This is a genomic window from Methylobacterium sp. JK268, from assembly GCF_054052225.1.
Map to the genome: position 1 here is coordinate 42,328 of NZ_JBSVZN010000041.1, position 26,288 is coordinate 68,615.

Annotated in this window: 23 protein-coding genes and 1 tRNA gene; 10 read left to right on the forward strand and 14 right to left on the reverse strand. The window is 72.7% G+C overall.

Annotated features, from left to right (window positions below; translation table 11 throughout):
- Positions 1-36 precede the first annotated feature (36 nt).
- From ACW9J6_RS30800 to ACW9J6_RS30810, 3 genes are all read left to right on the forward strand, one after another.
- Positions 37-110: transfer RNA gene (locus ACW9J6_RS30800), tRNA-Gly, on the forward strand.
- A gap of 90 nt (positions 111-200) precedes the next feature.
- On the forward strand, positions 201-890 hold the full coding sequence (locus ACW9J6_RS30805; RefSeq protein ID WP_457120131.1) for a hypothetical protein: 690 nt from the start codon (positions 201-203) through the stop codon (positions 888-890).
- A 121-nt stretch (positions 891-1,011) separates the two neighbouring features.
- The gene (locus ACW9J6_RS30810) at positions 1,012-1,299 is read left to right on the forward strand and encodes a hypothetical protein (protein ID WP_457120132.1); all 288 of its coding nucleotides are present in this window, start codon (positions 1,012-1,014) and stop codon (positions 1,297-1,299) included.
- 40 nt (positions 1,300-1,339) lie between these two features.
- Here ACW9J6_RS30810 and ACW9J6_RS30815 read toward each other — a convergent pair whose 3' ends face one another.
- From ACW9J6_RS30815 to ACW9J6_RS30855, 9 genes are all read right to left on the reverse strand, one after another.
- Entirely contained in the window at positions 1,340-1,543 is a 204-nt protein-coding gene (locus tag ACW9J6_RS30815; protein WP_457120133.1) for a hypothetical protein, read from the reverse strand.
- A 57-nt stretch (positions 1,544-1,600) separates the two neighbouring features.
- A complete protein-coding gene (locus ACW9J6_RS30820; RefSeq protein ID WP_457120134.1) occupies positions 1,601-1,792 on the reverse strand; it encodes a DUF3606 domain-containing protein in 192 nt (63 codons plus the stop codon).
- A 262-nt stretch (positions 1,793-2,054) separates the two neighbouring features.
- A complete protein-coding gene (locus ACW9J6_RS30825) occupies positions 2,055-2,804 on the reverse strand; it encodes an SDR family NAD(P)-dependent oxidoreductase (protein ID WP_457120135.1) in 750 nt (249 codons plus the stop codon).
- Between the two features lie 85 nt (positions 2,805-2,889).
- On the reverse strand, positions 2,890-3,201 hold the full coding sequence (locus ACW9J6_RS30830) for an ArsR/SmtB family transcription factor (protein ID WP_457120136.1): 312 nt from the start codon (positions 3,199-3,201) through the stop codon (positions 2,890-2,892).
- A gap of 39 nt (positions 3,202-3,240) precedes the next feature.
- On the reverse strand, positions 3,241-4,467 hold the full coding sequence (locus tag ACW9J6_RS30835; protein ID WP_457120137.1) for a pentapeptide repeat-containing protein: 1,227 nt from the start codon (positions 4,465-4,467) through the stop codon (positions 3,241-3,243).
- Positions 4,464-6,407 (reverse strand): AI-2E family transporter, encoded by a 1,944-nt coding sequence (locus tag ACW9J6_RS30840; protein WP_457120138.1) that lies wholly within the window; start codon positions 6,405-6,407, stop codon positions 4,464-4,466. The genes ACW9J6_RS30835 and ACW9J6_RS30840 overlap by 4 nt, the downstream gene beginning before the upstream one ends.
- Entirely contained in the window at positions 6,404-6,826 is a 423-nt protein-coding gene (locus ACW9J6_RS30845) for a response regulator (RefSeq protein WP_457120139.1), read from the reverse strand. The genes ACW9J6_RS30840 and ACW9J6_RS30845 overlap by 4 nt, the downstream gene beginning before the upstream one ends.
- 304 nt (positions 6,827-7,130) lie before the next feature.
- On the reverse strand, positions 7,131-9,401 hold the full coding sequence (gene glgX / locus ACW9J6_RS30850) for a glycogen debranching protein GlgX (RefSeq protein ID WP_457120140.1): 2,271 nt from the start codon (positions 9,399-9,401) through the stop codon (positions 7,131-7,133).
- Positions 9,402-9,580: 179 nt separating this feature from the next.
- A complete protein-coding gene (locus tag ACW9J6_RS30855; protein ID WP_457120141.1) occupies positions 9,581-12,523 on the reverse strand; it encodes a response regulator in 2,943 nt (980 codons plus the stop codon).
- A 319-nt stretch (positions 12,524-12,842) separates the two neighbouring features.
- On the opposite strand from ACW9J6_RS30855, the gene ACW9J6_RS30860 reads away from it, so the two are divergent.
- From ACW9J6_RS30860 to ACW9J6_RS30885, 6 genes are all read left to right on the forward strand, one after another.
- A complete protein-coding gene (locus tag ACW9J6_RS30860) occupies positions 12,843-14,063 on the forward strand; it encodes an acyl-CoA dehydrogenase family protein (protein WP_457120142.1) in 1,221 nt (406 codons plus the stop codon).
- Complete coding sequence (locus tag ACW9J6_RS30865; RefSeq protein WP_457120143.1) at positions 14,060-15,157, forward strand: LLM class flavin-dependent oxidoreductase; 1,098 nt, start codon at positions 14,060-14,062, stop codon at positions 15,155-15,157. Before ACW9J6_RS30860 ends, ACW9J6_RS30865 begins: the two co-directional genes overlap by 4 nt.
- A gap of 4 nt (positions 15,158-15,161) precedes the next feature.
- Positions 15,162-16,121, forward strand: coding sequence for an ABC transporter substrate-binding protein (locus ACW9J6_RS30870; RefSeq protein WP_457120144.1), 960 nt, complete (start codon positions 15,162-15,164; stop codon positions 16,119-16,121).
- A 251-nt stretch (positions 16,122-16,372) separates the two neighbouring features.
- Positions 16,373-17,428, forward strand: coding sequence for an ABC transporter substrate-binding protein (locus ACW9J6_RS30875; protein WP_457120145.1), 1,056 nt, complete (start codon positions 16,373-16,375; stop codon positions 17,426-17,428).
- Positions 17,406-18,407 carry an ABC transporter permease gene (locus tag ACW9J6_RS30880; protein WP_457120146.1) on the forward strand — a complete coding sequence of 334 codons (1,002 nt, stop codon included), beginning with the start codon at positions 17,406-17,408 and terminating at the stop codon, positions 18,405-18,407. The genes ACW9J6_RS30875 and ACW9J6_RS30880 overlap by 23 nt, the downstream gene beginning before the upstream one ends.
- Positions 18,401-19,180, forward strand: a complete 780-nt coding sequence (locus ACW9J6_RS30885) for an ABC transporter ATP-binding protein (RefSeq protein ID WP_457120147.1) — start codon at positions 18,401-18,403, stop codon at positions 19,178-19,180. Before ACW9J6_RS30880 ends, ACW9J6_RS30885 begins: the two co-directional genes overlap by 7 nt.
- Before the next feature lie 270 nt (positions 19,181-19,450).
- Here the strand turns inward: ACW9J6_RS30885 and ACW9J6_RS30890 are convergent, their stop codons facing one another.
- Together ACW9J6_RS30890 and ACW9J6_RS30895 are read right to left on the reverse strand one after the other, a co-directional pair.
- Positions 19,451-20,056 (reverse strand): SCO family protein, encoded by a 606-nt coding sequence (locus ACW9J6_RS30890; protein ID WP_457120148.1) that lies wholly within the window; start codon positions 20,054-20,056, stop codon positions 19,451-19,453.
- On the reverse strand, positions 20,049-21,164 hold the full coding sequence (locus ACW9J6_RS30895) for an MBL fold metallo-hydrolase (protein WP_457120149.1): 1,116 nt from the start codon (positions 21,162-21,164) through the stop codon (positions 20,049-20,051). Before ACW9J6_RS30895 ends, ACW9J6_RS30890 begins: the two co-directional genes overlap by 8 nt.
- Before the next feature lie 256 nt (positions 21,165-21,420).
- On the opposite strand from ACW9J6_RS30895, the gene ACW9J6_RS30900 reads away from it, so the two are divergent.
- Positions 21,421-21,909, forward strand: a complete 489-nt coding sequence (locus ACW9J6_RS30900) for a hypothetical protein (RefSeq protein ID WP_457120150.1) — start codon at positions 21,421-21,423, stop codon at positions 21,907-21,909.
- An 80-nt stretch (positions 21,910-21,989) separates the two neighbouring features.
- Here the strand turns inward: ACW9J6_RS30900 and ACW9J6_RS30905 are convergent, their stop codons facing one another.
- From ACW9J6_RS30905 to cysE, 3 genes are all read right to left on the reverse strand, one after another.
- Complete coding sequence (locus ACW9J6_RS30905) at positions 21,990-23,651, reverse strand: SufS family cysteine desulfurase (RefSeq protein ID WP_457120151.1); 1,662 nt, start codon at positions 23,649-23,651, stop codon at positions 21,990-21,992.
- Positions 23,638-25,026 carry a family 2B encapsulin nanocompartment shell protein gene (locus ACW9J6_RS30910; protein ID WP_457120152.1) on the reverse strand — a complete coding sequence of 463 codons (1,389 nt, stop codon included), beginning with the start codon at positions 25,024-25,026 and terminating at the stop codon, positions 23,638-23,640. Before ACW9J6_RS30910 ends, ACW9J6_RS30905 begins: the two co-directional genes overlap by 14 nt.
- A 383-nt stretch (positions 25,027-25,409) precedes the next feature.
- Positions 25,410-26,285, reverse strand: coding sequence for a serine O-acetyltransferase (gene cysE, locus ACW9J6_RS30915; RefSeq protein WP_457120153.1), 876 nt, complete (start codon positions 26,283-26,285; stop codon positions 25,410-25,412).
- Positions 26,286-26,288: the final 3 nt, after the last annotated feature.

Sequence of the window (26,288 nt, forward strand, 5' to 3'; positions counted from 1 at the left end):
CTCATCGGCCGGGCGCCGTGCTATCGCGGCGCCAGCGCGGGTGTAGCTCAATGGTAGAGCAGCAGCCTTCCAAGCTGAATACGAGGGTTCGATTCCCTTCACCCGCTCCAGCCCTCGCGCCGTGAGCGGCGCGGGCCCGGCCCCCGCGGCACCGATCCGAGCGGTCGTCCCCCTCCCTTCCCCGCCAGAGCGCGCCGCCCGTGATCCCGTGGATTGAACTCGACACGGCCGCCATCCCCGGCGAGCGGGACGCGATGCGCCTGATGCGGCGGGGCGACGAGTTCACGATCCGGGTCGGGACGGTCGAGCTGATGAGCAGCCGCGCCTCCCAGTCCGAGGTCGCGCTGGCCAGCCACGCCTGCGCCCGCCTGCGGAACCGCCCGAGACCCGCGCTTCTGATCGGCGGCCTCGGCATGGGCTTCACGCTGCGCGCGGCCCTCGCCGGCCTCGGGCCGGAGGCCCGGGTCGTGGTGGCGGAGCTCGTGCCGGCCGTCGTGGCCTGGGCCCGCGGGCCCCTCGCCCACCTGTTCGAGGGAAGCCTGGAGGATCCCCGCGTCGTCCTGCGGGAGGAGGACGTGCACCGGGTCATCGCCGAGGGCGGGGCGCGCTACGACGCCATCCTGCTCGACGTCGACAACGGCCCCGACGGCCTGACGCGGCGCGAGAACGACCGCCTCTACGACGCCGGCGGCCTGGCGCGGGCGCGCGCGGCGCTGCGGCCCGGCGGCCTGCTCGGCGTGTGGTCGGACGCGCCGGACCGCGCCTTCACGGCGCGGCTGCGGCAGGCGGGATTCGCAGTCGAGGAGGTCCGGGTGCACGCGAAGGGCCGCAGCGGCCACCGGCACGTGCTGTGGTTCGCCACGCCGTCGGGATCGTCCGCCGCGCCGTGAGGCCCCGCGCGGCGCGCGCGCGCGCGGCGGCGGCGGGCGCAACGGGATCCGGCGCCGGGGCGTTGCCGGGGACCGGTCCGGGTGCGCCCGGAGGAGCCCCCTCTGACGCGCGAGGCCGCCGATGTCCGATCCGAGCCAACCCACGCACGCGGCCGAGTGGGCCGCCGCGATGCGCGGCGTCGTGCGCGAATTGACGTCGGAATGCGTGGAACTCTACGCGCTACTGCTGCAGGACCCGCCCCTCGGCCGGGAGGCGGTGGCGGACAGGCTGCGCGCCCTGGAACCCGCGCTGGGCCGGGCCTCCGGGCCGCTGGGATTGCACGCGTGGTGGGACGTGGCCGAGCCCGTGCAGGAGCGGTTCCCCGGCCTGCTGGACGCGGAACCGCCGGGCGGCGCCGCGGAGGCGTAGCGGCCGCCGGCCGCCACGGACACCGCGCCGCCGGGTCGGGTCAGCGCCGCGCGCCCGACCCCGGATGGGCCGCCCGCTCCACCGCGGCGAGCGCGCGGGCATAGGCCTTGGTCTCGGATTCGTGAGGACGGTCGGACCGCTCCAGCAGCTTGCCGTGCTTGCGGATCGCCCAGCCGAAATGGCCCGTGGGCTTGGAGAGCGGCGACACTTCGATCGTGAAGGGGTGCAGATTGTCGTTGGTCATCGCGGCGTTGTCGCACGTTCTGGCCGCGATGACCATCTCCGGGACCCGGATGGCCGGTCAGCGCATGGGGGCTTTCCGTCCGACGCAGCCCCGCAGGGTGCTGATCCGGCGGCCGAACACCCGCACGGCCTCCTTGAGTTCGTCCTCGGTGACGCCGAGGTCGCGGGCGAGGGCCTGAACCTCGTCGCGATCGTAGAGGTCGAGGTGGGTGCGCGGGTGCGAGGTCGTCTCGGGCTGGATCGCGGACATGGTCATCCTCGGCGCGGGCTCGGCGCGGGCTAACGGTGACGGGAAGTGCCTGACAACGTTCAGGGACCGTGTTCGTTGCGGCGCGCGGCGCCGCGAAGCGGTTGCCTCGCAACACGGTTGCCGAAGGCCGAACCGCTTCGCGGCAGAATCCCGTGCGGATTCCCGATCTCCCTCCACTCTCGCGTCAGCCGTCAGGAAAAGGGGCGCTCGAACGGAAGCGCCCTGGTTGCGAGGCGATTCCCCGCTTCGATCGCGCGGAGGATCAGCCCAGGCCGCCCGATGCCGTGATCACCTCGCCCGTGACCCAGCCGGATTCCGCCGAGGCGAGGAAGACCGCCACGGGCCCGATATCGGCGGGCTGGCCCATGCGCCCGAGCGGCGTGTTCGCGATCATGCCGCGCTCCATGTCGGTGCCGATCAGCCCCAGCGTGTGGAGGCCCTCGGTCTCGACCGGCCCCGGCGAGATGGCGTTCACGCGGATCCCGCGTGGACCGAGTTCCCGGGCGAGGGTGCGGGTGATCGAATCCACCGCCGCCTTCGTGGCCGTGTAGACCACGGTCGAGGGCAGGTTCATCCGGGTGCCCGCCGAGCTGATGTTGATGACCGTGCCCCCGTCCGACCCGAACCGCCGCACGGCCTCCTGCGTCACCAGGAGGAGCCCGAGCACGTTGGTGTCGAACTGCTCGCGGTAGTTCTGCTCGGAAACGGCCTCGATCGGATCGAACCGGTAGATCCCGGCATTGTTCACCAGGATGTCGGGGCGCCCGAAGGCCTCCTCGGTCGCGGCGAACAGCCCCTGGACGTCGCCGGCCTTGGCCACGTCGGCCCGCACCGCGACGGCCCGGCCGCCCTGCCGGGCGATCTCCTGCACGACCCTTTCCGCCCCGTCCCGGCTCGACGCGTAGGCCACGGCCACCGCCGCCCCCTCCGCGGCCAGCGCCCGCGCGATGCCGGCCCCGATGCCCTTCGACGCCCCGGTCACGATCGCGACCTTGCCCTGCAGCTTGCCCATGTGACGATCTCCTGCCGCACCCCTCGCCGCGACAGTTAGATATCCATCGAAGTATCGGATGTGCGCCAGCGCACATGGGCGGGGATCAGATGGCGGCCAGCCGCAGCAGGTAGGCGCGCAGGATCTCGCGCCGCAGGATCAGGGTGGCGGAGCGTCCCTCCCGGCGGATCTCGATGAGGCCCGCGGCCTCCAGCTCCCGGATGTGGTGCGAGATCGTCGGGGCGCTGACGCGCAAGGTGTCGTGCAGGACGCTGCAGGGCAGCGATTCGCCGCTTCTGCCAATCTGACGGAGGATGTCGTAGCGGCGCGGCTCCGCCAGGGCGCGCGCGATCAGGGCGACCTGCTCGTCGGAGAGGGAGGCGGGCGCCGCTTCGGTCATGGCGACGGGACGGGTCATGCGACGGGACAATAGGCTTCCGCCCGGGGGACCGCCACTTCAGCGCTGCAGCCGGTTCCCGAGCACGTAGCCGAACAGGCCGAGCAGGATGATGCCGAGCGCCCCCTCGGTGCCCACCAGGATGTTGGTGATCCGCCCGACCGGCTTGAGGCCGAGTTCCGGCTGGTTGGCGGTCATCATGTTGAGGGCGCTGTAGCTCAGGAGGTCGAGGGGGTTGTAGGTCGGCGCGCCGGCCCCGCCCTCCTGCAGCAGGCCGCCGGTGAGCCCGAACAGGCCGGCGAAGAGCAGGATGCTCAAGGCGAAGGCGCGCATGATCCGCGACAGGCTCTCGCCGTAATCGCAGAGCCACTCCACGAAGCGGTCGGCCGCCCAGCCGTAGCCGCAGCGCAGGACGTCGCGCCAGCGCCCCGTCCGCCACGCCTCCAGGGTCAGTTCGCCCGCCCGGTGCCGGCCCATGCGGCGGGCGCGCTTGAAGGCCCAGCTCGCCCCGTCGCGGTCGCCGATGCTGCGCTGGTTGCGTTCCAGGGCGAGGTAGCTGGCGGCCGCCGCCTCGTACGCGCCCGCGACCTCCTCGCCGACCGCGCCGCCGAGCTGCTCCACCGTGAGGCGCGTGCCGTCGAGCCAGGCCTGCGCGAAGCGCGCGTGGCGCAGGCGGCAGGACATCAGGTTGAGGCGCACGAGCTGCGCGTCGGAGAAATCGGCCCCGGAGAGGTCCGCCCCGTCGAGGGCGGCGCCCGTGAAATTCGCGCCCGACAGGCGGGAGCCGGCGAGCGACGCCTTCTTGAGGCTCGCCCCCTCGAAATCCGCATGCGTGAGGTTGACGTTGACGAGCCGGGCCTCGTCGAGCCGCGCGCCCCGGAACCGGGTGAAATCCGCGTCCGCGTCGGTGAAATCCGCGCCCCAGAGATCGGCGCCGGTGAAATCGGCCCCGTCGAGGAGCCCCCGGTCGAGGCGGGCGAAGCGCAGCATGGCGCCCGCGAAGCAGGCATCCTCCATCATCGCCCCGCTGAGATGGACCTGGCCCCCGGCCACCTCCCGGAAGCTCGCCCCGCTCAGGTCCGCCCCGGTCAGGTCCGCCTCCTCGATCCGCGCCCGGTCGAAGCGGGCCGACCGCGCCAGCGCCCCGGCCAGCGGCGCCCGCGACAGGTCGGCCCCGGAGAGGTCCACCTCGACGAGGTCGCGGCGGGCCGTCTCGAGGGACGGCCCGCCCGGGGTCGTCTCGAGGGACGGCCCGCCCGAGGCCGCCTCGGGGGACGGCCCGCTCACGCCCGCGCCATCGCGGCTTCAGGCGAGGGCAGCTCCGCCCGGGGCAGCCGCGAAGCCGCGCGGGCGCGGGTGAGCGCGACGTCGAGGGCGTCGCCGAGCGAGGTCACGAGGTCGTCCGCCCCGACCGCTCGGCGCAGCCGCGCGAGGCTCGCCGGGTCGCGCTCGCCCCAGAACCCGACCAGCACCGCGACGCCCGGGAGGAGCCGGCGGGTCTGGCGCACCACGAACCGGATCTGCGACAGGCTCACCGGGTGGAGGTAGGAGTAGCAGACGAGGCCGATCCCCTCCGGGACGGGCGCCTCCGCGGGCCGCTCGCGCAGCTCGCGCAGGGTCGTCACCCGGTTGGCGAGGCCGTGCCGCGCGAGGATCTGGCTCAGCATCGCCGTGGTGGCGAGGTCGAACGCGCCTCCGCTCGACACGCAGAGCACCGGGCTGGCGCCGCGGAAGCGGGGGCTGAGCGCGTCGGGATCGAGAACCGTGCGCGCCGCCCGCGGGTCCGGCCCCACCGCCGCCACCGCGGCGGCGGCCTCGCGGCCCAGCGCCCGCCGCCAGACGCTCGCCCGCGCCTCCCCGAGCCGGGCCACCACGGTGCGGAAGGCCTCGCCGACCTGGTCCTGGCGGGATCGCTCCAGGGTGCCGCGGGCGAAATCCTCCTCGGCGAGGAGGAGCGCCCTCATCACCACCTCGTCGTAGTAGGTCACGAGCGGGCGGGCCTTGAGGAACTGCCGTCCCTGGTCGATCGCCTCGCCGGGATCGTTGGCGAGCATGCGCTGGTAGAAGATCTCCGCGGGGGCGAGCGCGGGCTGGTCGCCCAGGAGCACGTCCAGGAAGGCCAGCCGCTGCACGTGCCGTCCGAGCACCACGAGGCAGACGGTGAGCGGCGTGGCGAGGACGAGGCCGACCGGCCCCCACAGGAAGGTCCAGACGGTCGCGGCGAGCAGCACCGCCACCGGCGAGAGGCCGGTCGAGTGCCCGTAGAGCAGCGGCTCGACCACGTGGCCGGCGATCGGCTCGACCACCAGGAACAGGGCGGCGGTGGCGAGCACCATGGTCCAGCCGGGATCGACCGCGGCGGCGAGCACCAGGGGCAGCAGGGCGCCGATCGCCGCGCCGATATAGGGCACGAAGCGCAGGATGCCGGCGATGACCCCGAACAGCACCGGGCTCGGCACGCCGATCACCCAGAGGCCGAGGCCGATCACGAGGCCGAAGGCCACGTTGAGGCCGGCCTGGGCCAGGAAGAAGCGGGTGAGCCGGGCGGTGGCGTCGTCGATCGCCGCCGTGGTGCGCAGGAGGTCGCCCGAGCCGGCGAGCCGGATCGCCCGGTTGCGCAGGTCCTCCCGCTGCAGGAGGATGAAGACCGTGAAGAGCAGGATCAGCCCGGTCGTCGCGAGCGGGTGCAGCACCGGCGCCGCGTAGGTGCCGAGCGTCGCCAGCAGGCTGGCGCGCGCCTCCACCACCTCGACGCGCATCGGCGCCCCGCGCGGCGCCTCCGCCGGGCCGGCGGGCGCCTCCGGGGGCTGCAATTCGCGGCTGAGATCGGAGGCCATGTCGAGGAGCCGCGAGATCGCGCCCCCGCCCGCCGTGGCGCTCTGCAGCGTCTTGATCTTGTCGCGCATGGTGAGCGAGTAGCGCGGCAGGTCGGCGGCGAGCTGGCTCGCCTCGCCGACGAGGAGGCTCCCCACCGCCCCGAGCGCCCCGAAGGTCAGCACGACCACGAGGAGCACGGCGGCCACCCGCGGCACGCGCAGGCGCCGCAGGGCCCGCACGGCCGGCACCAGCACGAAGCTCAGCAGGATCGCCAGGATCAGCGGCACCAGGATGTCGCGGCCGAGCACCAGCAGGGCGGTGAGGGCTAGCACGCCGAGCACCACGGCGAGACCGACGAAGACCGGCAGGGCGAGCCGCAGCCGCCGGGCGGTGACCGGATCCTCGCTCACGGGCCGGCCACGCCGCCGCTGGCGGGGCCGCCGGAGGTCGTGCCCCCTTCGGCGGGACCGCCCAACGCCGCGCCGATCTGGCCGAGGAGCTTGGCGAAGTCGATGGGCTTGGGGTGGTAGTCGTCGCAGCCCGCCTGCAGCGCCTTCTCGCGGTCCCCCGACATGGCGTGGGCGGTGAGGGCGATGATCGGGATCGCCTTCGTGTCCGCGCTCGCCTTGAGGGTCCGGGCCACCGACCAGCCGTCGAGGACCGGCAGGTTCATGTCGAGCAGGATCACGTCCGGACGGGCGGCGCGGGCCTGCTGCACGCCGGCATCCCCGTCATGGGCCATCACCACCTCGTAGCCGCGCCGGGTCAGGCGCCGGGACAGGAAGTCCCAGATCTCCTCATGGTCCTCGACGAGCAGGATCCTGGTCACGGGGTGGTCTCCGTCCGGCGGACTTGTGCAATCATACTACGGCCATGTCCTACTACGGCCATGTCCGGCCCGGGTTTCGGTTTGTATGACGGGCGAACTTGTCCAGGGGAAGACTGTCCGCGCCTCACCCTCCCCCCTCTGCGGGGGAGGGTGCCCGGCGGAGCCGGGCGGGAGAGGGGAACCACGGCGCCGAATAATCCTGAAGCGTTCTGACGGGCGCTCCCTGGAAGAGCGTCGCGCCGACCCCTCTCCCGGCCTGCTCCGCAGGCCACCCTCCCCCGCAGAGGGGGGAGGGTTGGGGCGCTCACCCCTCCAGCGCCTCCCCGAACACCACGTGCTCGGCGCTCGCCCGCTCGAAGGCCTGCATCACGTGGGTGAAGGAGCGCTCGACGCCCTCGTTCGCCTCCGCCGGGTCGGGCCGCAGCACCAGGGCCAGCAGCGAGCGCCCGGTGACGTCGTAATCGGCGCCGGCCGCGAAGGCGGCGGCCTCCTGGCTCTCGGGCAGGTTGGTGTCGATCAGGCGCACCCATTCCTGGCCGCCCGCGGTCTTCGGCAGGGTGAAGCGGACCACGTCGTGATAGGCGTTGATGAGGAGCAGCAGCGTCGCCTCGGAGCCCTGCTGCTTGAGGCCCGTCTCCTGGGCGCGCCCGTCGAGGAGCACGGCGAGCGAGCGCGCGTGGCCGTCGCTCCAGTGCTCGGGCGTCATCTCCTCGCCCGCGGGCGTGAGCCACGCCACGTCCTTGATGCCGAGCTCCTCGTCGTAGCGGCCGGTGAGGAACCGCCCGCGGCTGAGGATCGGCAGGGCGTTGCGCAGGAGGATCAGGCGCTGGGTGAACTCGGCGAGGTCGCGCTCCTCCTCCCCGATCCCCTCCCAGTCGACCCAGGAGATCTCATTGTCTTGGCAATAGGCGTTGTTGTTGCCCTTCTGGGTGCGGGCGAACTCGTCGCCGGCGAGCAGCATCGGGGTGCCGCGCGACAGGAACAGGGTCGCCAGCATGTTGCGCATCTGCCGGAAGCGCACCGAGCGGATCTCGGGATCGTCGGTCGGGCCCTCGACGCCGTAATTGGACGAGAGATTGTGCGAGTGGCCGTCGCGGTTGTCCTCGCCGTTCGCCTCGTTGTGCTTGTCGTTGTAGGAGACCGTGTCGGCGAGCGTGAAGCCGTCATGGGCGGTGAGGAAGTTCACCGAGGCCCAGGGCCGGCGCCCGCGCTTGTCGAACTTGTCGGCCGAGCCGGTGAGCCGGGCGGCGAGGTCGGGCAACTGGCCGTCGTCGCCGCGCCAGAAGCCGCGCACGTCGTCGCGGAAGCGGTCGTTCCACTCGGCCCAGCCGGGCGGGAAGCCGCCGACCTGGTAGCCGCCCGGCCCGCAATCCCAGGGCTCGGCGATGAGCTTCACGGAATTGAGCACCGGGTCCTGCAGGCAGGTGTCGAGGAAGCCGCCGCCCTCGTCGAAGCCGTAGGGCTCGCGGCCGAGGATGGTCGCAAGGTCGAAGCGGAAGCCGTCGACCTGCATCTCCGTCGCCCAGTAGCGCAGGGAATCGGTGACGAGCTGGAGCACCCGCGGATGCGACAGGTTGAAGGTGTTCCCGGTCCCGGTGTCGTTGATGTAGTAGCGCTTCTGGTCGGGCAGCAGCCGGTAGTAGGAGGCGTTGTCGATGCCCTTGAAGGACAGGGTCGGCCCGCGCTCGTTGCCCTCGGCGGTGTGGTTGTAGACGACGTCGAGGATCACCTCGAGGCCGGCGCCGTGGAAACGCGCCACCATCTCCTTGAACTCGGAGAAGGCGAAGTCCGGCACCGCGGCGTAGCGGCGTGCGGGCGCGAAGAACGAGATCGTGTTGTAGCCCCAGTAGTTCCACAGGTCCTTCTGGCGCAGGTAATCGTCCTGCACGAAGGCGTGGATCGGCAGCAGCTCCACCGAGGTGACGCCGAGGCTGCGGATGTAGTCGAGCACGGCGGGCTGGGCGAGGCCCGCATAGGTGCCGCGCAGGCGCTCGGGCACGCCCGGGTGGCGTTTGGTGAAGCCCTTGACGTGGGTCTCGTACACGATCGTCTTGTCCCAGGGCACGTCCGGCTTGGCGTGGCGGCCCCAGGTGAAGGCGGGATCGATCACCCGCGAGCGGCGGGTGAAGGGCGCGCTGTCGCGCTCGTCGAAGGTGAGGTCGTCCCCGCTCTCGAGCTTGTAGCCGAACAGGGCGGGGTTCCAGTCGATCGAGCCGACCAGCGCCTTGGCGTAGGGGTCGATCAGGAGCTTGTTGGGGTTGAAGCGGTGGCCCTCCTCGGGGGCGTAGGGGCCGTGGACGCGGTAGCCGTAGACGGTGCCGGGGCGGGCGTCCGGCAGGTAGCCGTGCCAGACCTCGTTCGTGTATTCGGGCAGCGGGATGCGCTCGACCTCCGCCTCCCCCGCCTCGTCGAACAGGCAGAGCTCCACCTTGGTGGCGTGGGCGGAGAACAGCGCGAAGTTCACGCCGAGCCCGTCCCAGGTCGCCCCGCGCGGATGCGGCCGTCCCTCGCGGATGCGCGCCCGTTTCAGGACCGACGGACCCGCGCTCCCGTTGGCCTTCACCCCGTCACCCATGGATGGTCTCAGCTCCGCACCGGCGGCGGCGCGCTCCTAAAGCCGCCAAGGTCCGCCAGGTGCCTCAACGTTCGTGCGCTGCGAAAGGTCCCCCGAAGGGGGGAGACGGAGCGCCGCCGCCAACCCTCCCCCGCAGAGGGGGGAGGGTTCGCCCCACCGCGCGTCCTACCTCCCCGCCCTCACGCCGCCACCATCAGCGAGCGCACCGTCGTGGCGAGGTCGGCCATGCTCAAGCCCCCCTTCTGCAGCACGCGGTCGGCCTGGCCCGCGAGGCGCCGCCGGTCCTCCGCCGTCACGTCCTTGGCGGTGAGCACCACGACCGGGATGTCGCGCCACTCCGGCCGCGCGCGCAGGTCGCGCAGGAAGCCGAACCCGTCGAGTTCCGGCATCATCAGGTCGAGGAGGATCAGCCCCGGCTTGCGCAACGCCACCGCGTCGAGGCCCGCCCGGCCGTTCGCCGCCGAACTCGCCCGCCAGCCCTCCCGGGTGAGGAGCGCGGTGAGGCGCTCGCGCACGTCCGGGTCGTCGTCCACCACCAGCACCGGCCCCTCGTGGATCGCCGGCCGGAACCGCTCCATCGCCTCCTTGAGCTGCGTCCAGGCCACGGGCTTGTGCAGGTAGTCGGTCGCCCCCAGCGAGAAGGCGAGGTTCTGCTCGTCGAGCACCGTCACCATGATCACCGGCGTCGCGCCGAGCTCCGGATCCGCCCGCAGGGCCCGCAGCACCGCCCAGCCATCCATGCGCGGCATGGTCACGTCGAGGAGGATCACCCGGGGACGGAGCACCCGCGCCTGTTCCAGCCCCTCGCGCCCGTCCGACGCCGCCACCACCCGGAACCCGTCCCGCTGCAGGAAGCGGGCGAGGAGGTCGCGGGTCGCCGCATCGTCATCGATGACGAGCACGAGGTCGTCCGGCCCGCCGGCGGCGGGGGCCTCCGGAGCCGGCGCGGCGGGCGCCTCCGCCGCCTCCTCCTCCGGCCGGAAGCGGGCCGGCACCTCGATCGCGAAGGTGGTGCCCTCCCCCTCGCGGCTCTCGACCGTGATCGCGCCGCCCAGCATCTGCACGAAGGCCCGGGTGATGGCGAGGCCGAGCCCGGTGCCGCCGAAGCGGCGGGTCGTCGAGGCATCGGCCTGCGTGAAGCGCTCGAACAGCTTGCCCACCTGCTCGGCGCTCATGCCGATGCCGGTGTCGGAGACCCGGAAGCGCAGGCGGTCGCCGCCCTCGCCGCCCAGGCGCTCGGCCGCGAGCACGATGGTGCCCCCTTCGGTGAACTTCGCGGCGTTGCTCAGGAGATTGATCAGGCACTGGCGCAGCTTGGTGACGTCCGTGTGCGCCCCGCCCAGCCCCTCGGCCAGGCGGATCTCCAGGTGGTTGTCCTTCTTGGCGACCAGCGAGCCCACCGTGGCGGCGACGTCCCGCACGGTCGCGGCGACGTCGAAATCCTCGGAGAAGATCTCCATCCGCTCGGCCTCGATCTTCGAGAGGTCGAGCACGTCGTTGATCAGCCCGAGCAGGTGGCGGGCATTCGCCTCGATCTTGCGCATGTCCGGCAGGAGGGCGTCCGCCCCGATATCCTCCATCTCCTCCTGCAGCATCTCGGAATAGCCGATCACCGCCGAGAGCGGCGTGCGCAGCTCGTGGCTCATGTTGGCGAGGAACTGGCTCTTGGCGCGGTTCGCCTCCTCGGCGGCCTCGCGGGCGGCCTCGAGGGCGAATTCCGCCTCCTTGCGGGCGGTGATGTCGGTATGCGCGCCGACCCATTCGCGCAGCCCCCCGTCGCTCTCCAGGATCGGGACGGCCCGCACCTCCATGTGGCGGTAGATGCCGTCGTGGCGGCGCAGCCGGTGCTCGACCGCGTAGAGTTCGCGGGTCGCCACGGCGCGTTCCCAGGCGGTCCGCGTGGCGTCGCGGTCCTCCGGGTGGATCGCCGCCAGGAAGCCGAACCCCGCCGCCTCCTCGGGGGTCTGGCCGGTGAAGCGCGTCCACTCCGACGTGACCTGCCCGAAGGTCCCCTCGGCCGTCGTGCGCCAGACGATCGCCGAGGTGGCCTCGGTGAGGGAGCGGAAGCGCTCCTCGCTCTCCCGGGTGCGGGTCTCCGAGAGCTTGCGCAGGGTGACGTCCGCCATCACGAGGCCGACGCCCTCAGCCTGCCCCGTCCGCTCGTCGACGTCGCGGCGCAGCGGGAAGAAGCTCATCTGGAAGGTGCGCACGCTGCCCGGCGCGCTCGGCGTCGGCACCCCGACCTCCACGTTGGCGGTGACGAGCCCGGCATCGCGGGCCGCGGCGAGCTTGGGCGCCAGGGCGTCCTCCAGCGAGGGCAGCAGCGCCCAGATCGGCGCGCCGATATCGGTGCCGAGGCCGCGCTCGCTCATGCTCTCCAGCGCCCGGTTCATGTGGCGGATGTTGAGGTCGCGGTCGAGGAAGCCGAGGCCGACCGGCGCGTTCTCCAGCACGCCCGTGAGGAGCGCCTCCATGCGCCGCCCCTCCCGCCGCCGCCGGACCGCGAGCCGCGCGACGAGCCCCACCGCCCCGAGGGCGGCGGCGAGCGCCAGCACCTGCAGGAGCGGCCCGCGGACGCGCTCGGCGGCGGCGGAGCGCTCCAAAGCCGCCATCGCCCCGTCCTGGCTGCGGGCCGTCAGCGCGCGCAGGGCATCCATGGCGCGCTTGCCCTCCCCGCTGCGCACCATCGCCATCGCCGCCTCGGCGCCCTGCTCGCGGCGGGCCGCGACCGCGCGGGCGGCGAAGTCCCGCTCCTGCGCCACGAGGGCGCGGCGGCGCTCGCGCGCCTCGCGGTCGTGGTCGAAGCCGTCGAGCCGGCCGAGTTCGGCGTCGAGCCGGGCGATGGCCGTGGTGTAGGGGTCGAGGTAGCTCTCCTCGCCGGTCAGGATGTAGCCGCGCAGGCCCGTCTCCAGGTCCTTGAGGGTCGAGAGCACGCGCTCGCCCTGCGCCACCACGCCGTTGAGCCGCACCGCCTCGGCCTTGGCGCGGCTGCCCATCGCGGTGTTCAGGCCCGCCGCCGCGAGGCTGACCGCGAGGAGGAGCCCCACGAGGAGCGCGGTGGGCGAGCGCAAGCCTCGCAGGCGGCGGCGCCAGTCCGGCGCGGGTTCGGTCCCGGTCGTCATGCGTTCCTCATCCTCACGGATCGGGACATTCCCCCGGGAGCCCCCGCGGCAAGGGCCGGGGGGCGGGGCGGAGGCGAAAATCGTCCGCCGCCGGGACGCGCCTTCTCCTGCGCCCGCCCCGCGACAGCAGAATTCACCAAGCAAACACCGATCCTTAAATCAAGTTTCTTCTTGACGGGGGAGAGTAAAACTCGATCATATCCGTCATCATCAACGGTACAGGGCTCGGGCGTCGGCGCGTGGACCGTCGATCTCGGCGGCCCGATCCCCATCCTGATCGGTCCGGTGCGGGCACCGGGCGCCGGAGCGTGTCATCGCGATGTCGGGAGTCGTTCTGGACCTGCGGCGGGGCGGTGGCCCGCCGCCCGATCCCCGCGACGCGGAGCGGGTTCTCGCCACCGCGCGGGACCTCGCGGCGGATTTCGCCGCGCGGGCGGAGCGGCACGACCGGGAGGGCAGCTTCCCGCACGAGAACGTCGCGGCCCTGCGCGCAGCGGGTTTCCTCGGTCTGACGGTGCCGCGGCATCGCGGCGGGGGCGGCGCCGGGCTCGGGCAGGCGAGCCGCCTGATCGGAACGCTCGCCGCGGGCGACGCCGCCACGGCCCTGGTCCTGGCGATGCAGTGGCTCCAGCACGCGCAGATCGCCCGGGCGGCCTGGCCGGCCGGCCTCGCGCGGCGGCTGCAGCGCGAGGCGGTGGAGGACGGCGCCCTGATCAACGCCCTGCGGGTCGAGCCGGAACTCGGCACCCCGGCCCGCGGCGGCCTGCCCGCGACGCTGCTGCGGCGCGACGGCGAGGGCTGGCGGCTCACCGGCCGCAAGATCTACGCGACCGGCGCGCCGGCCCTCGCCTGGGGGGCGGTCTTCGCCCGCACCGACGAGGCCGACCCGCGGGTCGGGATCGTCCTCGTGCCGATGCGCGCGCCGGGGGTGCGGATCGAGGAGACCTGGGACCCCCTCGGCCTGCGGGCGAGCGGCAGCCACGACGTGGTGTTCGAGGAGGTCGCCCTGCCCCTCGACCACGCGGTGGACCTGCGCGTGCCCGCCGGCTGGGCCGCGCCCGATCCCGTCACCCTGGCCTGGAGCGCGGCCCTGATCGCCGCCCTCTACGACGGCGTCGCGCGGGCGGCCCAGACCTGGCTCCTGCACCACCTCGCGGCCCGCAGCCCCGCCAATCTCGGCGCGCCGCTGGCGAGCCTGCCGCGCTTCCAGGAGGCGGCGGGCGAGAACGAGCGGCTGCTCGCCGTCAACGCGCGGCTCATCGCCTCCCTGGCCCGGGACGTCGATGCCGGCGCGGCCCCGCCCGCCGAGGAGGGCGGCCACGTCAAGGTGACGGTGACCGAGAACGCCGTCGCGGTGGTCCAGCGCGCGGTGGAGCTCACGGGCAATCCCGGCCTCGCCCGCCGCAACCCGCTGGAGCGGCACCTGCGCGACGTCCTCTGCGCGCGCATCCACACGCCCCAGGGCGACGCCGTGCGGATGAATGCCGGCCGCCGGGCCCTCGCCGCCCTCACGTCCGAACCCGGGAGATCCCCCGCATGAGCGAGCGCGTCGACTTCATCGGCTTCGTGGCGCCCCAGTACGGCTCCGAGACGCATCCGGCCGAGGGACCGGTCGTGGACCGCGCCTACCTGCGGGCGCTCGCCCAGGCGCACGAATACGGCGGCTTCGACCGCGTGCTGGTGGCCTTCCACGCGACCTCGCCGGACAGCCTGCTGCTCGCCGGGGAGATCGCCCACGCCACCGAGCGGCTCGGCCTGATGATCGCCCACCGGCCGGGCTTCACGGCGCCGACGGTGGCGGCCCGGCAATTCGCCACCCTCGACCACCTCACCGGCGGCCGGGTCGGCGTGCACATCATCACGGGCGGCAGCGACGTCGAACTCGCCCAGGACGGCGACCACCTCACCAAGGACGAGCGCTACGCCCGCACGGCCGAGTATCTCGATGTGGTGAAGGCGGCCTGGACCGCGGAGGCGCCCTTCGACTACGCGGGGCGCCACTACCGGATCGCCCAGGGTTTCTCGGCGGTGAAGCCGGTGCAGCGGCCCCACCCGCCGGTCTATTTCGGCGGCGCCTCGGACGCGGCGCTGGCGGTGGCGGGCAAGCACGCGGACATCTACGCGCTCTGGGGCGAGACCCGGGCGCAGGTGCTGGAGACGGTGACGCGGGTGCGCGCCGCGGCGCTCCGCCACCGCCGGGAGCGTCACGTCCGCTTCAGCCTCTCGGTCCGCCCGATCCTCGCCGACACCGAGGAGAAGGCCTGGGCGCGGGCCGAGGCGATCCTCGCCCGCACGCTCGCCCTGCGCGCCGCCAGGGGTCTCGGCGCGCCGCCGACCCCGCCGAACGAGGGCGCGCGCCGCCTGCTCGCCGCCGCCGCGCAGGGGGACCGCCTCGACGGGCGGCTCTACACCGCCATCGCGGCCGCGACGGGCGCGCAGGGCAACACCACCGCCCTCGTCGGCACGCCCGACCAGGTGGCGGAGGCGCTCCTCGCCTACCACGACCTCGGCGTCACCACCTTCCTGATCCGCGGCTTCGACCCGCTGGAGGACGCGGTGCAGTACGGGCGGGAGCTGATCCCGGCCTTCCGGGCGCGGCTCGCCGCCCGCCCGGCGCTGGCGGCGGCGGAGTAGGCCCGTGCGCGCCCTCCTCGCCCTCGGGGCGCTCCTGCTTGCCCCACTCCTGGGCCTGCTGCCGGCCGCCGCCCAGACGGTGCTGCGGGTCGGCGACCAGCGCGGCGGTTCCCGCGCGGTGATGGAGGCGGCGGGCGTCCTGCAGGACCTGCCCTACCGCCTCGACTGGCACGAATTCCCCGCCGCGGCGCCGCTGCTGGAGGCGCTCAACGCGGGGGCGATCGATACCGGCATCGCCGGCGACGCGCCCTTCACCTTCGCGGCGGCGGCGGGCGCGCCGATCGCCGCGATCTTCGCCATCCGCCAGGACCAGGGCGGGCTCGCGGTGCTGGTGCGCAAGGACGCACCCTTCCGCAGCTTCGCCGATCTCAAGGGCCGGCGGATCGGCACCGGGCGCGGCTCGATCGGCCACCAGCTGGTGCTGGCGAGCCTGGAGGCGGCGGGCCTGCCGCCGGACGCGGTGAGCGTGAGCTTCCTGCTCCCGGCCGACGCCAAGGCGGCCCTGCTCGGCGGGTCGATCGACGCCTGGGCGACCTGGGAGCCCTACACGACGCAGCTCGAGCTCTCGGGGGACGCCCGCGCCTTGAGCGACGGGCGCGGCTTGACGCCGGGCCTGAGCTTCCAGGTGGCGCGCCGGGACGCCATCGCGGAGAAGCGCCCGGCGCTGGAGGATTTCGTGCAGCGGCTCGCGGCGGCGCGGGTCTGGGCGCGCAGCCACCCGGAGGCCTTCGCGGCGGCGTGGTCGCGGCTGATCGGCCTGCCGCCGGAGGTGCCGCTGGCGTGGTTCCGCCGCGCCGATATCCGCCCGGTGGCCCTCGACGCCGCCGTGGTGGCCGACGAGCAGCGCACCATCGACCTCTACCGCCGCCACCGGCTGATTCCGGCGCCCCTGTCGGCGGAGGCGCTGGTCGACCCGTCCTTCAACGCGGCGGCCCAGCGGGGCATCGCCGCGGCGACGCAGTGAGACCAACCAGACTCAACCGGAACCTCCCCTGTTCCGGACGACGGCAGCGTCAGCGGAAGGAGATCCGGAAACCAGATGAGGAATCGCCGCGAAGCGGCTCCGAATACCAGCCCCGTTGCTGACAAGCAGTCGCTTCGCGGAGTCTTGCGCTGGTTTCCGGATCTCCTTCCGCTGTCGCTGCCGTCGTCCGGAAAAGGGGAGCGAGTCATGAACAACGAGACTCATACCGTACAACGAGGAGATCCTTCCCCATGACCGACCTCTCCCGCCGCGGGCTCCTGCGGGGCGCCGGCCTGTTCGGGCTCGCCGCGCCCGCGGCCCTGGTCGGGTCGAGCGTCCAGGCGCTCGGCCCCGTTCCGGGGTTCGATCCGGGGCCGCTCTGCCGGCCCGCCGCCGCCACGCCCGGTGCGGCGCGGCCCCTCAAGCTCGCCTGGAACGCCTCCTCGGTCTGCCTCTCGCCCGTGGCGGTCGCGGTCGAGACCGGGATCTTCGCCCGCTACGGGCTCGCCGTGGACCTCGTGAATTTCGGCGGCTCCACCGACCAGCTCCTGGAGGCGATCGCCACCGGCAAGGCGGATGCGGGCGTCGGCATGGCGTTGCGCTGGCTCAAGGCCCTGGAGCAGGGCTTCGACGTGAAGATCACGGCGGGCACCCATGGCGGCTGCATGCGCCTCCTCGCCCCGGCCGGCGGCCCGGTCACCGATCTCAAGAGCCTCAAGGGCAAGACCATCGCGGTGAGCGACATGGCCGCGCCCGGCAAGAACTTCTTCTCGGTGATGCTGCAGAAGCGCGGCCTCGACCCGACGACGGATGTCGAGTGGCGGGTCTTCCCGGGCGAGCTGCTGCGGCTCGCGGTCGAGAAGGGCGAGGCCCAGGCCCTGGTCGACGGCGACCCCAAGACCTTCCTGTGGCTCAAGGACGGGCGCTTCACCGAGATCGCCAGCAACCTCTCGGACGAGTACCGGGAGCGCACCTGCTGCATCCTCGGCGTGCGCGGCGCGCTCCTGCGCAGCGAGACCCCGGTGGCCGCCGCCCTCACCAAGAGCCTGATCGAGGCGGCGCACTGGGCGGTGCTCAACCCCAAGGAGACCGCGCAGATCTTCCAGCCCTACGCGGCCAATGCCAGCCTCGACGACCTCGTGGCGATGGTGCGCGCCCACACCCACCACCACCACCCGGTGGGCGAGGCGCTCAAGACCGAACTCACCCTCTACGCGGAGGAGCTGAAGCTCGTCTCGGTGATGAAGCCCAGCACCGATCCCCGGAAATTCGCGGAGCGCATCTATGCCGACGTCCTCTCGAGCTGAGGCGCTGGCGCTGCCGGGGGCGGGCGCACCCGTCCTGCGTCCGTCCTGGCCGCTCGTCCTCGCCGGCCTCGCCTGGCAGTCGCCGGCCGCGGCCGCGCTCGCCTGGCCCGATCTCGGGGAATGGCCGCGCACGGAGCTGTTCGCCTCCGGCTGCGCCGCCCTCGGGGCTGCCCTCCTCCTCGCCGGCCTCGCGGCCGGCGCCCTCGGCTCCCTGACCCCGCGTCTCGCGCCCAAGGCGCCCTGGCTGATCCTGCTCGGCCTCGCCTTCGGGGCCTGGGAGGCGGCGAGCGCCAAGCTGGGCCTGCTGCCGCAGCCCTTCTTCCCGCCGCCCCAGGCGCTGCTCGAAGTCTACACGGACGATTTCGGCAAGCTCGGCGCCTCGCTCCTCGCCTCCGTGAAGCTCCTCGCCACCGGCTACGCGATCGGGGCCGTGGCGGGCTTCACCCTCGGGGTCGCGATCGGCTGGTGGCGGCTGGTGGGCTATTGGGCGCATCCCATCCTGCGCTTCGTCGGGCCGGTGCCGGCCACCGCCTGGCTGCCCATCGCCTTCTTCGTGTTCCCGTCGAGCTGGAGCGCCAGCCTGTTCCTGATCGCGCTCGCGACGGGCTTCCCGGTCACGGTGCTGACCTGGTCGGGGATCGCGGGGGTCAACCGGGTCTATTACGACGTCGCCCGCACCCTCGGGGCGGGGAGCCGCTACCTCGTCCTGCGGGTGGCGATCCCGGCCGCCCTGCCGCACGTCTTCGTGGGCCTGTTCATGGGGCTCGGCGCCTCCTTCGCGGTGCTGGTCGTCGCCGAGATGATGGGCGTGAAGGCCGGCCTCGGCTGGTACCTGTCCTGGGCGCAGGGCTGGGCCTCCTACGCCAACATGTACGCGGCGCTGATCCTGACCTCGCTGCTCTGCTCGGGAGCGGTCACCCTGCTGTTCCGGGTCCGCGACCGCCTGCTCTCCTGGCAGAAGGGGCTGGTGCAATGGTAGCGGCCCTCGCCCTCCCGCCGCAGCCGCGCGGGGCCGCCCTGGCGGTGCGCGGCCTGCGCCATGCCTTCGACCTCAAGGGGGCGCCGCTGCCGGTGCTCGACGACGTGTCCTTCACGGCGGCACCGGGCGACTTCGTGGCCCTGCTCGGCCCCTCGGGCTGCGGGAAATCCACCCTGCTGCGCCTCGTCGCCGGGCTGGAGCCGCCGCGCGGGGGCGAGATCGCGGTCGACGGCGCGCCGGTGCGCGGCACCGCCCCGACCCGCGGCCTCGTCTTCCAGGACCCGACGCTCTATCCCTGGCGCAGCGTGGCGGGCAACGTCGCGGTCGGGCTGGAGGCCCGCGGCGTGGCGCGCACTCAGCGCCACCGGGTCGCGGAGGCGCTGGCCCTCGTCGGGCTGTCGGGCTTCGCGGAGGCGCATCCCCACCAGCTCTCGGGCGGCATGGCGCAGCGCGTGGCGCTCGCCCGCGCCCTCGTCAACGAGCCGCCGCTCCTCCTTCTCGACGAGCCACTGGGCAAGCTCGACTCGCTCACCCGCCTGCAGATGCAGGGCGAGTTGCTGCGCCTGTGGCGCGAGAAGGGCTTCACCGCCCTCCTCGTCACGCACGACGTCGAGGAGGCTCTGATGCTGGCCGGCCGCGTCCTGGTCTTCTCCGGCCGCCCGGCCCGCATCATCGCCGACATCGACAACGACCGGCCCTATCCGCGCCACCGGGAGGATCCGGAACTGGTGGAGAGGCGCCGGGAGATCCTGGCCCGGCTCGGGGCGGCGTGAGGCTCGTGCTGGCTGGATGGAGACCGCCCCGGCGCTCCGTTGACGCCGAGTCGTTCTCCCCCCTTTTCCGGGCGCATGCAGCGTCAGCGGAATGCGACCCGGAAACCAGCGCAAGACTCCGCGAAGCGGCTGCTTTTCAACACCGGTGCTGGCATTCGGAGCCGCTTCGCGGCGATTCCTGTGCTGGATTCCGGATCTCCTTCCGCTGACGCTGCAGTCGTCCGGAAAAGGGGAGCTCGTCTTGAAGCGGGCCCAACCCGGTTTCGTCCGTCACGGCGCCGCGAGCAGCGGCTCGATGATCGCGCGCATCCGCTCGGCGCTCGTGCCGGGCGGGAAGAAGCCGCGATAGGCGCCCGTCCGGTCCATCAGGTAGATGAAGCCCGAGTGGTCGATCGTGTACTCGCCGCCGTCCAGGGGCACGCGCTCGGAATAGACCTTGTAGGCGTCGGCCACCCGCCGCACCGCCTCGGGGCTGCCGGTGAGGCCGATGAGACGCGGGTGGAAGCTCGGCACGTACTCGGCGAGGCGTGCGACCGTGTCCCGCTCAGGATCGAGGGTGATGAAGAGCGGCTGCACCGCCTCCCCCCGCTCGCCCAGCAGGGTGAGCAGCCGGCCGATCTCCATCAGGTCGGTCGGGCAGATATCGGGGCAGGACGTGAAGCCGAAATAGACCACGAGCAGCGTGCCGCGGAAATCGTCCTGCGTGCGCGGCCGGCCGGCCTGGTCGACGAGCGCGAAGGGCCCGCCGACCGGCTCGCGGTTCCACATCAGCGCGTCCATGAGGGCGGCGGCCGAGCGGCGGCCCGGCTCCTGCGCGCGGAGCGGGGCGGCGGCCGCGAGGACGAGCGCCGCCAGCAGCAGGGCGGCCCTACGCACCGAAGAGCAGGCGGCTGCCCGTCGTCGGGACGAGGACGTTCTCGGGCATCTGGGCCTGCGCCTCCAGGACGAAGTTCAGGCCGCTGCAATGCATCGGGATGACGACGTCCGGCTTCAGCTTGGCGATCTCGGCGACCACCTGGGTGAGGTAGTCCTTCGGGGCCGGGCCGAGATGGAACCCGCCGACGATGGCATGGACCTTCTCGACCCCCGAGACCTCCTGGGCCTGCCGGACCGAGTTGACGATGCCGACATGGCCGCAGGAGCTGATGACGACGAGGCCCCGGTCCCGGACGTTGTAGCAGGTGGCGTGCTCGTGGACGTGCTCGTCCGGGATGATCTTGCCCTCCAGCTCCGCCGGGGAATAGTGGCTGGCGTCGCACCCGGCGCCGTCCTTGAGGCCCCGCTCCACGAAGGTGTTGGGCAGCACGCGCTCGATCGAGCGCCGACGGATCTGCCCGGTCGTGAAGGCGTGCCCGGCGATCACGGTCGGCGCCTCGCACAGGACCGTGGTGATGCGCCGCGCCGCCAGTTCGCGCCGGTCGAGCAGGCCGAAATCCGTGAACTGGCCGGTCCCGCTCGGCACCAGCCGGTGGCAGAAATTGTCCTCGCCGCCGGCGAACAGCTTCACGTCCGGCGACAGCGACGCCCGGTAGCGGTCGAGGAAGCCGATCAGCCCGCCGTAATGGTCGTGGTGCCCGTGGCTGACGATCAGGGCGTCGGCCTTGGTCGGATCGACCTTCAGGATCTCGATGTTGTTGATCAGCGCTTCCGGCGTGTAGCCGAAATCGAGCAGGATGGTCCTGGCCTCGTCGCTCCGGCGCGATTCGGCGAACAGGGACAGGCCCCACTGATTGTGCAGGACCTTCCGGTAATCGCTGCCGCGACCGCCGCCGGGCGGCTGGTGCACGACGCCCTGGACGGTGCTCGGCTTGAGGAACTGGTCGTGCGCCGAATCGACCAGGACGCGCAGCGTGAGGGCGTCCACGGTCGGGATCTCGATCGGGGCCGCGCTGGCGATCTCGGTGCAGGCGAATCCGGCGGCGGCGCCCGCGGCCAGCGCGGCCGACGCTTTCAGGAAGTCCCGGCGCGCCAAGATCTCGGCCATGGCCCCTCTCCTGCCGATAATTCTGGACTTGCCGTTTAGCTTTCGGACTACGCGCAGTCAAGATGATGCGATGGTCTTCACCCAAGGGATGGCGTATTGTCGGCAACGACAGCGACGAAGACTTGCAGGGCCCGTCCGGGACGGCGTCTCCGAGGGTCGATCGGGTGCCACCCCGCACGGAATGACGGACGGGCCCGCCGCAGCTTTCCGGTCACGCGAGCCGGATCGCGATGGCCGACATCACGGGGTCGACCCCATGACCGACGAAGACCGCATCCTCACGGTGACGCGAACGCCGATCCTGCCGGGATACCGCCTGGTCACGGTGTCGACGCGCGGCAGCCGGGATGCCATCCGGTTCCATATCGTGAGGGGCGACGCGAGCCGGCCGGAACCCGGCGGCGGGACGTCGCGGGATGGTGCATCGCCGAAGCCTGCGCGCGAGACACCGGAAGCATCCGGCGCCACGACATCGGCGTGGATCGCGGTCGATCCATGTGGACGCGGCACCGCACCCAGCCAGGACCGCCCTCACCGGAGCCAGAAGAGCACGGCCGATCTCATTGCGGATGTCTTGTTGTTGATCTTCACGGTCGGCGCATCGGTCATCTGCTCCCGACGAGGCGATTTCGAGGGTCTCGGCGGCTCCCTCGTCATCGCGTGTGCGTATGCGTGGACCGTGATGATGAACCTGAAATCTTATCGGGCGCTGCTCACGGGGCGTGGGCGACGGTTGTCTCGGTAAACCATCATCGATGCGCGACGCGGCGGCGGCCGGGCAGGCCGCCGCCGCGTTGGTCCTGCGGGCGCCGCGGCGGCCCCGCGTCAGCGCCGCGGCAGGGTCCGCAGCGCCTGCAGGAAGACGTCGACGTCCTCCCGCGTGTTGTAGAAGGCGAGCGAGGCGCGCACCGACTCGCTCACCCCGAAGCGGCGCAGGGCCGGCAGCGCGCAGTGGTGGCCCGCCCGCACGGCGATCCCGTGCCGGTCGAGATGCTGCGCGATGGTCGCGTTGTCCTGCCCCTCGATCACGAACGACATCACGCTCGCCTTGAGCGGCGCGGTGCCGATGAGCCGCAGGCCCCTGATCTCGGAGAGGCCCCCCTGCGCGTAGTCGAGGAGGTCGTGCTCGTAGGCCGCGATCCCCGGCAGGCCCACGCCCTGCAGGTAGTCGAGGGCGGCCCCGAGCCCCACCGCGCCGGCGATGTCCGGCGTGCCCGCCTCGAACTTCTCCGGCACGCCCCGGTAGACGGTCCGGGCGAAGGTCACGTCCTCGATCATGTGCCCGCCGCCCTGCCAGGGCGGCATCGCGTCGAGCAGGTGCTTCTTGCCGTAGAGCGCCCCGATCCCGGTCGGCCCGAACACCTTGTGGCCGGAGAAGACCAGGAAATCCGCGTCGAGCGCCTGCACGTCGAGGGGAATGTGCGGCGAGGACTGCGCCGCATCGACCAGCACCGGCACGCCGTAGGCGTGGGCGAGCCCGATGATCTCCCGCACCGGGTTGATCGTCCCGAGCGCGTTGGCGACGTGGGTCACCGACACGATCTTGGTGCGACCCGAGAGCAGCGCCGCGAACTGGTCGAGCCGCAGCGTGCCGGTGTCGTCGACCGGGATCACCCGGATCGTCGCCCCGGTCGCCTCCGCCACCATCTGCCAGGGCACGATGTTGGCGTGGTGCTCGATCTGCGACAGGATGATCTCGTCACCCGGCCGCAGATTCGCCCGCCCGTAGCTGTTCGCCACGAGGTTGATCGCCTCGGTGGTGCCGCGCAGGAAGACGATCTCGTCCGTGGAGCCGGCGTTGAGGAAGCGCCGCACCGCCTCGCGCCCGCCTTCGAAGGCGTCGGTGGCCCGCGCCGCGAGGGTGTGGGCCGCCCGGTGGATGTTGGAATTGTCCCGGGCGTAGAAGTGGCTCGTCGCGTCGATGACGCTCTGGGGCTTGTGCGTCGTGGCGGCGTTGTCGAGCCAGACCAGGCGGTGGCCGTTGACGCTCTGGTGCAGGGCCGGGAAGTCCCGGCGCACACGCTCGACGTCGAAGGCGGTCGCCACCGGCAGCGCCGGGGCGCCGCGGGTCTCGGCGGGCAGGAAGTAGTAATCCGGCGCCGCTGGCGCGCCGCTCGGCGCCGCTGGCGCGCCACTCACCGCCGACGCGCTGGCCGGTGCCGCCGGCAGGAAGCCGGGGGCGAGCGCTGCGGCGAAGGACGCGGCCCGCGGGTGGTCCTGCGCGATGCTGCGCAGGAGGTCGGGCCCGCCCGGGACCAGGGCCGCCAGGGCGGCCCCGTCCAGACCCGGGATCGCGAGCGAGGCCGGCGCGGGGCTCGGCAGCCCCCCGGTGCCCGGCAGCGCCGGGGTGAGGGGCTGGCTCAGCGCCTGCCCCTGCCCGTAGATCTCGCGGGCGAGATGCGCGACGAGGTCGGCGTGGGCCGCCTCGCCGGGAAGCGCCGCGAGCGAGACCGGGCTCTGGTGGAGGCCGGCCTCAGGCGTAGTCATGGTAGTGCCCGAGCAGCACGTTATCGAGGCGGGCGATCGCGTCCTCGACCAGCACCGCGGCCGAGAAGTAGCGCGTCACGAGGTGCGAGGCGATCGAATGGTCGTTGGTGCCCGCGTAGCGCACCGACAGGCCGGGCTCGATCTCGCCGGTCACGCCCGACTTCTGCAGCCCGACCACGCCCTGCTCGCCCTCGCCCACCCGCAGGAGCAGGATCGAGGTGGTCTGGGACCCGGTCGCCGGGTCGGTGTCGATCGGCAGCTTGTCGCTGGGGACGAGCGGCACGCCGCGCCAGGTGATGAAGGGCGCCCCGAACAGGTGCACCACCACCGGCGGCACGCCGCGGCGGGTCGCCTCCCGGCCGAAGGCCGCGATGGTGCGCGGATGAGCGAGGAAGAAGGCGGGCTTCTTCCAGACCAGGGTCAGCAATTCGTCGAGGTCGTCCGGGGTCGGCGGGCCGCCGCGGGTCGGGATGCGCTGGCGCCCGGCCACCTCGTGGAGCAGGCCGAACTCGGAATTGTTCAGGATCTCCCACTCCTCGCGCTCCTTCACGGCGTCGACCGTGAGGCGGATCTGCTCGCGCAGCTGGTCGATCTCGTTGGAGTAGAGGTCGGTGACGCGGGTGTGGGTGTTGAGGATCGTCTGGATGGTGGAGAGGTGGTACTCGCGCGGGTCCACCTCGTAATCGACGAAGGTGGTGGGCAGGCGCGGCGTGCCCGCTTGGACCGAGAGGAGGTCGATCCCCTGCTCGCCATGCGCGTTGGTGCGGTCCTTCAGGCGCGCGCGCTCCTCGGCGGCCTGGGCGATGCGGCTGCGCAGCCCCTCATTCTCCAGAGCGGCCGCGTCCAGGGTGAGCAGCGTCACGGCCGACAGCGCCCGGACGGCCGGGGTCGGCACGGCCCCGCCGGCCAGCACCTCGTCGCCCAGGAAGTCGCCGCGGGTGGCCAGGCCCTGGCGCAACCGGACCTTGTAGGGACCCGAATGGGTCAGCTCGACCGTGCCCTCGGCCACGATCGCGAGGCCGCGCTCGGCCCCCTCCTCCAGGATGGCCTTGCCGGCCTTGTGGTGGCTCTCGGTGAAGCGGCCGGCGAGCGTCGCCAGGTCCGCGTCGCCGAGGCGGCTGAACAGCGGGATCGCCCGCAGCGAGCCGGGCCGCACCGCGAAGCTGCCGCCCTCGCTCGTCACCTCGACGCGGCCGGGCTTGGCCAGCACCACGGCGCGGCGGTTCACCCGGTAGACGCCGCCCGGCACGTTCAAGAAGGGCAGGAGGCGCAGCAGGAAGCGCGGGGTGCTGGCGGTGTTCTGGACCGCCGTGACGGTGGCGGTCGCGAGATTGCGTGCGGCGGCGGCGCCGACGCTCTGGCCTGGACCACTCATGGTCGAGAGACTCCCTCGGGATGGATGACGGATTCGGCGCGGGCACGCGCGACGGCACGGCCCGCCTGACGCAGAGTTACGGCAGAGCGGGCGCGCTCACGCGCCGGCTCCTCGTGGCGAAGACTGCAGCCCGGACCGGTCCGATCTTCCCGACCGGCCGCGCTGGCCCTCCTGTAGCGTTAGGAATCGGCCATCGTCAATGAAAGACTCTTCTCATTTTTAGCCAGAAGCGCGAGGATCGATCTCCCAAACGATCGAATAATAGAATATTGTTCCTTTTTGCTACTTTTTTGTAGAATTATGTTCTACATAATAATCTGCCCGGCCGGCCTCGCGGCAAGATCTCTTCGGGGATGAATTTTTCCCGAGATCGGCGCGTCCACCTAGATCCCGTCGCCGAAGAACTGGTCCATGCTGATGGCCGGTTCCTCGCCCCTGGGCGTGCGGCTGATCACCCGGGCGGGCACGCCCGCCACGGTCGTGTGGGGCGGCACGTCGTGCAGCACCACCGCGGCCGCCGCCACCTTGGCGCCCTCCCCGACCCGGATGTTGCCGAGCACCTTGGCGCCCACGCTCAGCAGCACGCCCCGGCTGATCTTCGGGTGCCGGTCGCCGGTCTCCTTGCCGTTGCCCCCGAGCGTCACCGATTGCAGGATCGAGACGTCGTCGGCGACCACGCTCGTCTCGCCGATCACCACCCCGGTGGCGTGGTCGATGAACACGCCCGAGCCGATCCGCGCGGCCGGGTGGATGTCGGCGCCGAACACCTCCGACATCCGGCTCTGCACGTGCAGGCTCAGGGTCGTCCGGCCCTGGTGCCAGAGCCAGTGCGCGACCCGGTAGGCTTCGAGGGCGGCGAGCCCCTTGTAGAACAGGAAGGGATCGAGGTAGCGGCGGCAGGTCGGGTCGCGCTCGCGGATGGCGACGAGGTCGCGCAAGGCGTGGTCGCCCGCCAGCGGGTCGGCCCGGAAGGCCGAGAGGCAGAGGTCGCGCATGGCGAGCCGCGCGAGGTCGCCGTCGCCGAGCCGGTGGGCGACCCGGTACGCGAAGGCGTGGGCGAGATCCGGCTGGTCGAGGATCGTGGCCTGCAGGATGCCCGCGTAGAGCGGCTCCTCGATCAGCGCCGCCTCGGCCTCGGCGCGCAGGGCGCGCCAGACCTCCGCCAGGGTGGGACGGTTCGCCTCGCGCGGGGACGGGGCGGCAAGGGCCGGGATCTGGGCCGGGATCTGGGCCGGGATCTGGGCCGGGGAAGCGCCCACGGG